This is a genomic window from Crystallibacter degradans (genome assembly GCF_012952295.1).
Taxonomy (GTDB): domain Bacteria; phylum Actinomycetota; class Actinomycetes; order Actinomycetales; family Micrococcaceae; genus Crystallibacter; species Crystallibacter degradans.
In genome coordinates, this window is record NZ_JABBCH010000004.1 from 45,478 (window position 1) to 57,436 (window position 11,959).

At 64.7% G+C, this 11,959-nt stretch carries 12 protein-coding genes; 8 read left to right on the plus strand and 4 right to left on the minus strand.

Annotation, left to right across the window (positions count from 1 at the left end; genetic code table 11):
- The first annotated feature begins 56 nt into the window (after window positions 1–56).
- A complete protein-coding gene (locus HGO92_RS08770) occupies window positions 57–1,289 on the plus strand; it encodes an aminoglycoside phosphotransferase family protein (protein WP_240974519.1) in 1,233 nt (410 codons plus the stop codon).
- Here HGO92_RS08770 and HGO92_RS08775 read toward each other — a convergent pair.
- The 4 genes from HGO92_RS08775 to HGO92_RS08790 are packed head-to-tail and all read right to left on the minus strand — an operon-like array spanning window position 1,265 to window position 5,574.
- Window positions 1,265–1,933 carry a response regulator transcription factor gene (locus HGO92_RS08775; protein WP_169993817.1) on the minus strand — a complete coding sequence of 223 codons (669 nt, stop codon included), beginning with the start codon at window positions 1,931–1,933 and terminating at the stop codon, window positions 1,265–1,267. The two genes, HGO92_RS08770 and HGO92_RS08775, sit on opposite strands and share 25 nt — an antisense overlap.
- Window positions 1,930–3,366 carry a sensor histidine kinase gene (locus tag HGO92_RS08780; protein ID WP_240974520.1) on the minus strand — a complete coding sequence of 479 codons (1,437 nt, stop codon included), beginning with the start codon at window positions 3,364–3,366 and terminating at the stop codon, window positions 1,930–1,932. The genes HGO92_RS08775 and HGO92_RS08780 overlap by 4 nt, the downstream gene beginning before the upstream one ends.
- 26 nt (window positions 3,367–3,392) lie before the next feature.
- Entirely contained in the window at window positions 3,393–3,809 is a 417-nt protein-coding gene (locus tag HGO92_RS08785; RefSeq protein ID WP_169993819.1) for a hypothetical protein, read from the minus strand.
- Between the two features lie 43 nt (window positions 3,810–3,852).
- Window positions 3,853–5,574 (minus strand): tetratricopeptide repeat protein, encoded by a 1,722-nt coding sequence (locus tag HGO92_RS08790; protein ID WP_169993821.1) that lies wholly within the window; start codon window positions 5,572–5,574, stop codon window positions 3,853–3,855.
- Between the two features lie 197 nt (window positions 5,575–5,771).
- On the opposite strand from HGO92_RS08790, the gene HGO92_RS08795 reads away from it, so the two are divergent.
- The 7 genes from HGO92_RS08795 to HGO92_RS08825 are packed head-to-tail and all read left to right on the plus strand — an operon-like array spanning window position 5,772 to window position 11,953.
- Window positions 5,772–6,293 (plus strand): NUDIX hydrolase, encoded by a 522-nt coding sequence (locus tag HGO92_RS08795; protein WP_169993823.1) that lies wholly within the window; start codon window positions 5,772–5,774, stop codon window positions 6,291–6,293.
- 47 nt (window positions 6,294–6,340) lie between these two features.
- The gene (locus tag HGO92_RS08800; protein WP_169994410.1) at window positions 6,341–7,408 is read left to right on the plus strand and encodes an ABC transporter ATP-binding protein; all 1,068 of its coding nucleotides are present in this window, start codon (window positions 6,341–6,343) and stop codon (window positions 7,406–7,408) included.
- The gene (locus HGO92_RS08805) at window positions 7,408–8,166 is read left to right on the plus strand and encodes an ABC transporter permease (protein WP_169993825.1); all 759 of its coding nucleotides are present in this window, start codon (window positions 7,408–7,410) and stop codon (window positions 8,164–8,166) included. Before HGO92_RS08800 ends, HGO92_RS08805 begins: the two co-directional genes overlap by 1 nt.
- A complete protein-coding gene (locus tag HGO92_RS08810) occupies window positions 8,153–8,872 on the plus strand; it encodes an ABC transporter permease (RefSeq protein WP_169993827.1) in 720 nt (239 codons plus the stop codon). Before HGO92_RS08805 ends, HGO92_RS08810 begins: the two co-directional genes overlap by 14 nt.
- Before the next feature lie 40 nt (window positions 8,873–8,912).
- On the plus strand, window positions 8,913–9,833 hold the full coding sequence (locus HGO92_RS08815) for an ABC transporter substrate-binding protein (protein WP_169994412.1): 921 nt from the start codon (window positions 8,913–8,915) through the stop codon (window positions 9,831–9,833).
- A gap of 28 nt (window positions 9,834–9,861) precedes the next feature.
- The gene (locus tag HGO92_RS08820) at window positions 9,862–11,076 is read left to right on the plus strand and encodes a pyridoxal phosphate-dependent aminotransferase (RefSeq protein WP_169993829.1); all 1,215 of its coding nucleotides are present in this window, start codon (window positions 9,862–9,864) and stop codon (window positions 11,074–11,076) included.
- Window positions 11,077–11,101: 25 nt separating this feature from the next.
- A complete protein-coding gene (locus HGO92_RS08825) occupies window positions 11,102–11,953 on the plus strand; it encodes a PPK2 family polyphosphate kinase (RefSeq protein WP_169993831.1) in 852 nt (283 codons plus the stop codon).
- Window positions 11,954–11,959: the final 6 nt, after the last annotated feature.

Genomic DNA, 11,959 nt, shown 5'->3' on the forward strand with positions numbered 1-11,959 from the left:
TGCCTTTCCCCGGCCGGAGGGAGCCGTTTCTGCGGCGGGATGATATGAAAAGGAGTATGAACGCTCCAAGCCGGGACCTGATGCGGGCCGAGACCGACGGCATCGACCTGCTGGAGAGCACGAAGATGCAGCAACCGCTGGAACTCGCGGTCGGCACCCTCGGCGCGAGTATTCAGGCTTGGAAACTGGCCAAGCTGCAGCACCGCCCGGGCGCCGGAGCAACTGGAATCTACAGTGTGGACGTGCAGGTTCCTGACGGAACTGTGCGCACCGAATACGTCTGCATCACCACTTCGGCCGTTCCGGACACCAGCGTGCCCGTGGTCCGGTTGGATGACGGCACTATCACGTTGACCGCATGGCTGTATCCCGCGGATCCGGTGTTGACCGGGTTGCCAACAGCCTGCGATTCCGCCGCTATGGCACGGGCGGCCTTCGGAAGCGGAGACGCTGACCTGCGGATGGTCAACTACCGTCCGCTCCGCCGGGCAGTGCTGGAGGCCTCGCAGGGAGCATCGCGTGTGTTCATTAAAGTGGTGCGCCCCGACAAGGCCGACGCGCTGTTGCGGCGCCATCGGCTGCTCACGGAGGCTGGACTCCCGTCGCCGGAGCTTATACCCGGCCCGGCCACCGGCGTGGTGCTGCTGCGCGAGGTCCAGGGAACGCCACTGGCCCAAGCGCTGATGAATGACGGTGCGTCCCAACTGGACCCAGACACCCTGCTGGAGCTTCTGGACAGGCTGCCCGTCGGGGTGATGAAGCTGTCCCGCCGCCCGGCGTGGGCCGAACGCGCGGCGGACTACGCGCGGGCCGCGGCGGCCGCTCTGCCGCAGGAGCAGGAACGGATTTTCCGCCTGGAGGAGAAGATCTCGAAGGTGCTGGCGGAAACGAAGCCTGGACCGTTGGTTCCAACGCACGGCGACTTCTACGAAGCGAATCTGCTGATCGATGGGCGCACGGTCACCGGAGTGCTGGACGTGGACTCGCTGGGGCCAGGCCACCGGATCGATGATCTTGCCTGCCTCATCGGACATCTGGCGGTGCTGCCGGCTGTTCATGAGGGATATGTTCACGTGCCGCAGGTCATGGAGCGTTATCTGCGCGCCTTTGACGAAGCTGTTGATCCGGCAGGGCTGAGAGGCCGCTCGGCCGGGGTGGCTTTATCCCTGGTGGCCGGCGCGAAGACCTTTGGCCAGGGCGAAGGCTGGCAACTGGACGCCCTGCAGCGCCTGACCATCGCGGAGCGGCTTGCTGCCGAAGCAGTTCAGCTGTCCGCGGCCAGCCGGTAACCCATGCCCCGCACGGTGGCGAAGCGCTCGGCGCCAAGCTTGTTGCGCAGGTAACGCACGTACACATCGACCACATTGGAACCTGGATCGAAATCGTAGCCCCAGACGCGGGAGAGTAGCTGTTCGCGGCTGAGCACCTGGCCGGGGTTGCGCAGGAAGGCCTCAGCCAAAGCGAATTCGCGGGCCGACAGGTCGATCTCTTTGCCGTCAATGGTGGCACGCCGGGTGCGCAGATCGAGCTGCAGGTTTCCGCTGCTGAGGGTGCTCATGTCCGACGTCGGTGCTTCCGTTCGCAGCCGTAAGCGGACCCGGGCGAGCAGCTCTTCAAAGCGGAAGGGCTTAGCCATGTAGTCGTCGGCACCGTTTTCGAGGCCGGCGACTGTGTCGTCGACGGAACTGCGTGCGGTCAGGATAATGACCGGAGTGTCGTTCCTGGCCTCGCGGATCCGGCGGAGCACCGTAAAACCATCCTGGTCCGGCAGGCCGAGATCCAGCACAATCAGCTCGAAGTCACCCGTCATGGCCAGGTGGTAACCTTCACGGCCGGTGGCTGCAACAGTGGGCACGTAACCGGCCGACTTCAGGCCCTTGGCGACAAACGAACTGATCCTGACCTCGTCTTCGATAACCAGAATCTGGCTCATGCTGGCTCCTCCTGCTCGGGCTGGCGTTCTTGGATAACGATAGTGAAAGTGGAACCGTGTCCGGGTGCGCTGGCCAGTTCAACGCGCCCGCCGTGGGCATGGGCGATGGCGTTGACGATGGTCAATCCCAACCCGGATCCTTCGGCCCTGGTCCCGTTGGCGCCACGGGCGAAGCGTGCGAAGATCCGGCCCTGGTCTTCGGGGGCGATCCCGGCACCCTCGTCACGGATCCATAGGCGCAGTTCCCCGGGGACGGCCCGGGAGCCAACGGCAATGGTTGAACCTATTGGGGAAAACTTGACGGCATTCGCCGCCAGCTGCAGCCAGGCCTGGGTCATGCGTTTGGGATCGAGGCTCCACATGTGTTCGGCGCGGGAGTCGACAACCCACCGCCGGTCGCCCAGTGTCCTGGCCTTGTCCAGCACATCATCCGTCAGTTGCCCGACCTCCAGTGGGCGGGGTTTGACGAATTCCGGACGTTCGGCGCCCGCGAGCGTAACAAGGTCGTCGACCAGCAGCCGCATGCGGTCCAGTTCGTCGAGCGCAATAGCGCGGACGGAGTCAACGTCTTCCGGATCGTACGAGTCCTGCAGTTCCAGGTGCCCCTGGACGATGGTGATCGGCGTTCGCAGCTCATGTCCGACGTCGTCGAGCAACTGGCGCTGGGCTGTCATCGAGCCCTGGAGCCGGTCCAGCATCTCGTTGAAGGTCTGGGAGAGTTCGGAGAGGTCATCGTTCCCGCTGACCGGGATGCGGCGGGACAGATCGGTTTCGGTGATCTTCTGTGCGGTTTCCCGCACCAGCCGGACCGGTGCCAGCAACCTCCCGGCCACCAGCCAACCTACGCCCGAAATGAGCACAAGCGCCGCCAGGCTGATCAACGTGTAGGTCCGGAAGTTGTCGCCGAGCTCCTCGAGTTCCGCATCGTAGTCGAAGGCCAGCAAAAAAATACTGTGGGTGGGGTCCGAGGACAGCTGGACAGGGACGGTCACGGCGCGGTAAGTGGTCTGCCCGGTCTTGATGGAGGTGAGGATGATCCGCTCCGTCTCCGGCTGGGCCACGACCTTGTCGATGAGTTCGTGGTCGTTTTCCAACCGCAATTCGACCGAGTTGTTGGCGGTCAACGCAACCTGTCCGTCAACGATGCCAACCATGCCCTCGTTCTCTGCCGGTGCAGTGCGCGCCATGACGGTGCGTACCAACTGGCTGCCGCGGGTGAATTCCTGTCCCGTTTCGGGGTCGATGCCGATGTCGGCCAGGGTGTCGAACTCTTCGACGGACCGCCTCAGCGAGTCATCGATGCGTTGATTGATCTGGCCGCGCTGGAGACCAAAGAGCACGCCGCCGGCTACCGCGAGGCCCAGGGCGGAAAGTGCGAGTACGGCCGCGAGGACACGGGTGCGGACGGACAGGCCGTCCAGGCGCCTAAACATCCGTCCCGGTCATCATCATGTTGATTTTAGTCGTCATCGGCATCGCCGTCGTCATCATCGAAATCGTCGTCTCCGTCGTCGTAATCGATCGGTGGTGCGGGCGGTACCGGGACGGGGGCAGGAGCAGGTGGCGGAGCGGGAGCGGGCGGCGGCGCGGGGGCTGGTGCTGGGGCAGGCGCTGGTGCCGGGTCAGGGTCCGGCGGTGCTGCGGGCTTCGAAGGCCGACCGGCGTCCGGTTCTGCCGAAGCGTTGTCTGCGGAACCGGCATCCGGCGATTCAGCCGGCGCGCTGGACGCCGAAGGGGAGGGGGTGAACACTATCGACGGACCCAGATCGGAGGGGTCGGGGCTGCGGAGGGTACTCGCCACGGCATAACCTGCCAGCCCCATACCGAGGACGATGGCAACGGCCGTGAGCAGATAACGGATGGTCGCGCGCTGCATGCTTCAAGTATTCCGAGGCAAGATGAGACGAATATGAGAAGCGTCAGTCCTCGGCCGCCTCTTCCGCCGCGCGGCGTGCCTCCTCGGCTTCATCCTTGCGGCCGAGCGAATCCAGGGCCGATGACAGCCCCAGGTTGGCAGCCACACGCAGCATCCGGCTGATGTCGGGCTGGGCCAGCACCATCCGGAACATCGGCACCGCGTCCGCGGGACGGTCAAGCTCCGCCAGGACATGCGCGGCGAAAAGTTCGGAATTGCCGGCCGACGCCGCGTCGTCCGCTGCGGAGTAAAGGTCCGCGGCCTGCAGGGCAGCGGAGACCGCCGCCGGGCCGTGGTCGAGGGCCCAGAGCCCGCGGGCCCTGGTGTCGCTATAGTCCGCCTCGTACCAATGCGCCCCGTAGTCCCGCGCCAGCCGGATTGCCTCGTCCAGCTGGGCGATGCCGTCCTGGTCGCCGGCTTCGCACATCGCATGGCCGAGGGCATGGAGGGCCTGCGGCAGGGCCGCTGCGTCGTCGGAAGATTTGCGGGCGGCAGCAACGGCCGCCTCGAAGCAGACGATCGCGTCCGCGTCATGGTCTTCCCGCGACAACAAGGTGCCGATGGCCAGCAGCGACCGTGCAGCCTCGCCGTACTCTCCGCCGCCGGTGAACTCCGCTACTGCCTCGCGCCAGCAGTCCAGGGTGTCGGCCGTGCGTTCGGCATGGCGGTGTGCATGCCCCAGGCTCATCAGGGTGCGGGCCTTGTCCGAGTGCGGGGCCTCGATCAGCCGCTGGCGCTGCAGCAGCTTGCCCAGCACCTGGGCAGCGAGTTCATACTCCTCCGCCTCCAGCAGTTGGTTGCCCAGCGCCAGACGCAGCGTCAGTTCCTCCTGGACTTCGCCGCGTTCGGCCTGCTGCACGGCCGCGCGCCACGCCAGTACCGAACTCTCCGCGTCGCCGGCGGCAGCACACAGCTGTGCCACGACGACCGCGGCGGAAATGGCGCCCTTCCGGACACCGCAGGCAGCGTAGAGCTCAAGGGCCGTCAGGGCATACTCGATGGCTTCGTCGTCGTGCTCCCCGGTGTTGACGAGGTTGGCTTTCAGCAGCCACATGGAGGCCGCCAGTGCACGGTTGGCCGGAATGGCGAGCAGCCGGTCTGCGGCGGCGACGGCTTGCCCGGGCTGGTCCAGCTGCAGATAGGTATGCGCCAGATACATCAGCGCCCCGGCGAGACTGTCGGTGCGCTCGCCGGCGGCATAACCCTCAACCGCGTCCTCAAGCAGGGCGACCGCCGTTGACCGGACCCCTTTTTGCGAATGCGCGACGGCGATGGCCAGCTTGACGTCGGCCAGGACGCCGACGGGGGCCTTGGTTGCCTGAAGCTGCTCCAATGCCGCTTCCAGCACGGGCAGTTCCGCGGCGGTCGCTTCGCGGAAGAGGACCGTCCCAAGGTCAGCCTCGACGGATGCCTGGACTTTGCGTCCGGCACGGCGCAGCCGGTCTACCCGCTGCGCCAGGTAGTACTCCGCGTCCGAAGTCTGGTCTTGGATCTGGGCAACGGCTATCAGGACCGAATACAACGCCAGCACGGTGTCGGTGTCGGATTCGGTAGCCTGCTCAAGTCCCAGGCGTGCCAAGGTCACCGCGCCATAGTGGTCCTCCGCGTAGGCCGCTTCATAGGCACGGTCCAGACAGTCACGGGGATTCGCCGGTGTTGCGGCAGGGTCCGGCCCGGCGGCAGCGAGGACTTCCAGAAGCCGCCGCTCGATGGCGGGCATTGCCACGCTCCAATCCGGCGGGACGGGGTCCGCGCGATGCCTTGCTGGCCTGATCCCCATGCATTCAGTTGTAGTCCCCGCTGGCCCCGGACGCAACGCTCGGGCCGCCAAAGTAACGTTTGCGAAAGTATGGCGAAGGGAACTATGCCAAATGCAGCCCGGCGCTTCTGCGGCGCAGTGGAAGCCCGCCTAGACTGAAAGGCATGTCCTTCGATACCCGCATCGGCGCCTACGGCGTGATCGTTCAGGAGAATGCCGTGCTGCTGGCACGATGGACCGGTTCCGGAACCCCGCGTTGGACGCTGCCCGGCGGCGGACTTGAAGCGGGCGAAGATGCTCCCACGGCGGCCTTGCGGGAAATCACTGAAGAAACCGGCTACACCGTGGAACTGGGGCGGTTGCTCGGCGTCGACAGTAAGTTCATCCCGGCGGAACGGCGGCTGCATGGCGGGAAGGTGCCGCTGCACGCCCTGCGGATCATTTACGCTGCTACTGTGACGAGCGGTGATTTAGCGCATGAGCTCCAGGGATCGACGGACCAGGCAAAGTGGATCCAGCTGGACGACGTCGCAGCACTGGACCGGGTGGACCTGGTGGATGTCGGCCTGAACATCTATTTCGCGGAACCGGCTACCGGGGTAGCTTCCATCAGCCAAGCTGTCAGGAGTCCCGGGACCGTGCCGCAATACGGTTCCCAGATCAGGACGAAGAGCGAGGCACGATGACCGAAGCCCAGTCTGTGGCCCCGCCGGCCAGCGCGGGCAGCTCGCCCATGGTCCAGTTCCGCAACGTGTCGAAGAGCTACGCGTCGGGGCAGCCGGCGGTGCATAACCTGAACTTGGAGATTGACCGCGGAGCCATCACCGTGTTCGTCGGTCCGTCCGGGTGCGGCAAGACCACATCGCTGCGGATGATCAACCGCATGGTGGAGCCCACCGAGGGCACGGTCCTGGTGGACGGACAGGACGTCTCGGCGCAGCCTGCTGCGGCGCTGCGGCGTTCAATGGGCTACGTGCTGCAGTCCTCGGGCCTGCTGCCGCACCGGAGCGTGCTGGACAACATCGCGACCGTTCCCCGCCTTAACGGTGTCTCGCGGCGGCAGGCGAGAATCCGCGCCGAGGAACTGCTCGCCGTCGTCGGTCTTTCTCCGGCCCTGGGCAAGCGCTACCCGGCGCAGCTCTCCGGCGGCCAGCAGCAGCGGGTGGGGGTGGCCCGGGCGCTCGCCGCGGATCCTCCGATCCTGCTCATGGACGAGCCCTTCAGCGCAGTGGATCCGGTGGTGCGCGCGGAACTGCAGCAGGAGTTGCTGCGGCTGCAGCAGGAACTGGCGAAAACGATCGTGTTCGTCACCCACGACATCGACGAGGCCACGGTCATCGGGGACAAGGTGGCCGTCTTCGCCACCGGCGGCCGCTTGGCGCAGTACGCGCCGCCGGAGGAGCTGTTACGCGCGCCGGTGGACGATTTCGTGGCCGGGTTCGTTGGCCGGGACCGGGGCTTCCGCTCGCTCTCGTTTGCCTCCGCCCGGGACTTGCCGCTGCTGCCCGCGGCCACGGCGACGGCTGGGACCCTGGCGTCGATGCCTGCCGAAGGCTGGCTGCTGATAACCGACGACGGCGGTGCGCCTCTCGGGTGGCTGCCGCCCGGACAGCGTACGCCCGCAGCGGCGGTCACCGGCGGCTCCTTGTTCACCATAGGCAGTTCACTCCGGCAGGCACTGGACGCCGCGCTGTCCTCTCCCTCCGGCCAAGGCGTGGCAGTGGACGCCGCGGGCAGGGTAGCCGGACTGGTGGACGCCGGCGAGGTGCTCCAGCGGCTGGACGCGGAGCGCCGCGGCTAATGGACTGGTTCCTGGCCAATCTGCCCTTTGTACTGGAGCTCTCCGGGCACCATCTCTACCAGTCGGTGCTGCCGCTCGTGCTGGGATTGCTGATATCGGTACCCCTCGGCTACCTGGCCTGGCGCCTTCCGTCGGTCCGCGGCGTGATCCTGTCGGTCAGTTCGGTGCTCTACACCATTCCGTCCCTGGCCCTGTTCGTCATTCTTCCGGTCATCCTGGGCACCAGGATTCTGGACCCGGCCAATCTGATTGTCGCCCTGACTGTCTATGCCATCGCGTTGCTGGTGCGCTCCGTCGTGGATGCACTGGAGTCAATTGACGACGGCGTCCGTCAAGCCGCCGTGGCTATGGGATACCGGCCGTTCCGGCGGTTCTTCGCCGTGGACCTGCCGCTGGCCGTGCCCGTCCTTTTTGCCGGCCTGCGCGTGGTGTCGGTCAGCAACATTTCGCTGGCCAGCGTGGGCGCCCTGATTGGCATCCGAAATCTCGGCGTGCTTTTCACGGACGGGCTGCTGCGCCACTTCCTGACGGAGATCGTCGTCGGGATCGTGATGACGCTGGTCCTGGCGTTGCTGATGGACTTTGTCCTGGTGGGCCTGGAGCACCTGCTCACGCCCTGGAACCGGCACCGCAAGGCTCGAAGCAAACAGGTGTTGGTGGCGACGACTGGCCCGGACAACTCCGGCAGTGGGGATAGCGCCGGTACCGCCCGCCGTCCGGATGCGGCCGAAACGGCGGTGCTGCATGAATCTCTTTGAGCAGGTTGGTCTGTGGTTCGCGGACCCCGCGCAATGGTCCGGGCCGGCCGGAATCCCGGCCCGGCTGGGAGAGCACCTCTGGTATACGGTCCTGACACTGCTGATCGCCGCGGCGATCGCCATTCCCGCGGGCATGTACATCGGGCATACCGGCAAGGGCAAGGTCGCCGTGGTCTCGGTGGCCAGCGCGCTGCGGGCCCTGCCCACGCTGGGCCTGCTGACGCTGTTTGTCATCCTGATGGGCCTGGGCCTGATGCCGCCCATCTACGCGCTCGTCATCCTGACTGTCCCGCCGCTGTTGGCAGGCACCTACTCGGGCATCGCGGCGGTGGACCGGCAACTGCTGGACGCCGCACGCGGTCTCGGCATGACCGAGTGGCAGGTTCTGGTACGGGTGGAACTGCCCAACGCCCTGCCGGTGATGCTTGGCGGTATGCGGGCCGCGGTACTGCAGGTCATCTCGACCGTCGCCGTCGTTGCCTACATCAATCTGGGCGGGCTGGGCCGGTATCTGATCGATGGATTAGCCGTCAGCGACCCCGTCCGGCTGTTCGCGGGCGCTATTCTGATTGCGGTGCTGGCGCTGATTGTCGATTTGATCCTCTCAATGGTGCAAAAGTACGCGGTCTCACCAGGTTTGAAGTCTTCCCTGTCCTCGCCGGGGCAGGGAACGAAGAATGTTGGCGCCCCGGGTGCCGGCCAGTAAAGGAGAAGCCTTGAAGATCCAGACATCCTCCCGCCGGGCAATGTTGGCGGCGACAGCCATGACCGCCCTCACCGTCACGCTGACGGCATGCGGCGCCAATTCCAATCCGTTGGAGGGTTCGTCCGATACCGCCGCCAGTTCGGGCGCAACCGGTTCCTTGGTGGTCGGATCCGCCAACTTCCCCGAAAGCCAGATCGTCGCCGAGATCTATGCCGGCGCGCTCACCGCTGCGGGTTTCGATGTCACCACCAAACCCGGCATCGGTTCCCGGGAGGTGTATGTCAAGGCGGTTGAAGAAGGATCCGTGGACGTCGTTCCCGACTACAGCGGCAACCTGTTGTTGTTCCTGGATCCAGACGCAACGGCTGCTTCCGCCGGGGAGATCATGGATGCCCTTCCCGCTGCCTTGCCGGAGGGACTGGGCGTCCTGGAACCGGCATCCGCCGAAAGCAAGGACGCCATGGTGGTCACCAAAGCCACCGCCGAGAAGTACCAGCTTGAGAGCATTACAGACTTGGGGCCGGTCTGTGACGAGTTGGTGCTCGGTGCCAATCCTGAATTCGCCGAGCGTGAATACGGGCTGCCCGGGCTGAAGGAGAACTACGGCTGCGAACCGAAGTCCTTCGAACCGATTAACGACGGCGGCGGCCCGGCCACCCTGCAGGCGCTGATTACCGACCAGATCCAGATCGCCGACATCTACACCACAACACCTTCGATCGAGGATAATGACCTGGTGGTGCTGGAGGACCCGAAGAATAACTTCATCGCCCAGCAGGTGCTTCCCTTGGTGAATCAGGACAAAGTCAGCGAGGAAGCGGCAGAGGTGCTGAACGACGTCTCAGCCGCGCTGACCACGGAAGACCTGATTGATCTCAACCGTCAGGTCAGCGGGGACGAAAAGCGCAATCCGGCAGACGCGGCTGCGGACTGGCTTAGTGAAAACGGGCTGACGAAGTAAACCGGTTCCGATATGCGAAGATGCTTAAATGGCCCAGTTCAAGCAGTCCAACAAGCTTCATAATGTCCTTTACGATATCCGCGGTCCGCTGCTTGAGCATGCGCAACGCATGGAGTCCGAGGGCCACCGGATCCTGAAGCTGAACATCGGAAATCCGGCGCCCTTCGGGTTCGAGGCGCCGGATGCCATCCTCGTGGACATGATCCGGAACCTGCCCGATGCCCAGGGCTACAGCGATTCCCGCGGGATCTTCTCGGCCCGGACCGCCGTGTCGCAGTATTACCAGACCCGCGGCATCCAGGACATCGGCGTCGACGATGTCTACCTGGGCAACGGGGTCAGCGAACTGATCACCATGAGCTTGCAGGCGCTGCTCAACAACGGCGACGAGGTGCTGATCCCCGCGCCCGACTATCCCCTCTGGACTGCCTCCGTGAGCCTGGCCGGCGGCCATCCCATCCATTACCTGTGTGTGGAGGAAGAAGGATGGCTGCCGGATCTGGAGGATCTGGAGCGAAAGATCACGCCCAATACCAAGGGCATCGTGATCATCAATCCGAACAACCCCACCGGTGCGGTGTACCCGCAACAAGTGCTCGAGGGAATGCTCGAACTGGCCCGGAAGCACAATCTGGTGGTGTTCTCGGACGAAATCTACGAGAAAATCCTTTATGAGGATGCGCAGCATGTAAATACAGCTTTGCTGGCCGACGACGTGCTGGTCATGACCTTCAGCGGGCTGTCCAAGGCCTACCGCGTCTGCGGATTCCGCAGCGGGTGGATGGCCATCTCCGGGCCGAAACACCTGGCTACGGACTACATCGAAGGCATCAACCTGTTGACCAACATGCGTTTGTGCGCGAATGTTCCCGCGCAGCATGCCATCCAGACAGCACTCGGGGGCTACCAAAGCATCAACGATCTGATCCTGCCCGGGGGCCGGTTGCTGGAACAGCGGGACAAGGCCTACGAAATGCTCAATGCCATTCCCGGCGTCAGCACCCAGCAGGCCAGGGGAGCCCTCTACCTGTTTCCCAAGCTGGATCCGGACGTGTACCCGATCAAGGACGACGAGAAGTTTGCGCTGGATCTGCTCAAGCAGCAAAAGATCCTCGTCTCCCACGGGCGCGCTTTTAACTGGCACAAACCGGACCATTTCCGGCTTGTGACCCTGCCCAACGTCGGCATCCTCGAGGAAGCAGTCAACCGGATCGCCGAATTCCTGAGTACGTACAAACCGTAAGCGCCACGTGCAGAGGAAGGGCACTATGGAGACCACCGCGTTCAGCCCGAGTCCGACCGTCCTGCTGCGAGTGCAGACGGGCTTCGACCTGCGCCATGTCGACCCCGGATCGACCCCGGGGTTTACCGGCGATAAGGAGGCAGGCAAAGAACTCCTCGACCGGGAGGATGAGCAGCTCACGGAACTGCAGGAGAAGCTGTTCGCGCAGAGCCGGTTCGGCGCCCGCGAGAGCGTGCTGCTGGTCCTGCAGGCCATGGACACCGGCGGCAAGGGCGGCATCGTCCGCCATGTCATCGGAGCAGCCGATCCGCAAGGCATCCACCACAAGGCGTTCAAAGCACCGACGGCGGAGGAACAGTCCAAGGGCTTCCTGTGGCGGATCGAAAAAGAACTGCCGGAGCCCGGGATCATCGGTGTCTTTGACCGCTCGCATTACGAGGACGTGCTGGTCCAACGGGTCCGCAAGCTCTCTCCGGCCGACGAGATTGAACTGCGCTACAGCCTCATCAGGGACTTTGAGGCCAGGGTCGCAGCGGGCGGTACCCACATCATCAAAGTCTTGCTGCACATCAGCAAGGATGAGCAGAAAGGCCGGTTGCAGGAACGGCTGGACCGGCCGGATAAGCACTGGAAGTACAACCCCGGCGACGTCGATGACCGCTCATTCTGGGACCAGTATCAGCAGGCGTACCAGATCGCCTTGGAACGCACGAGTACAGATATCGCGCCTTGGTACGTCGTCCCGGCGGACAAGAAATGGTACGCGCGGATCGCAGTCCAACAGCTGCTGATCGATGTGCTTGAAGACATCAATCCCCAGTGGCCCAAGGCGGATTTCGACGTGGCGGCAGAGAAAAAGCGGTTGGCTGAAAGCTGACCGCGA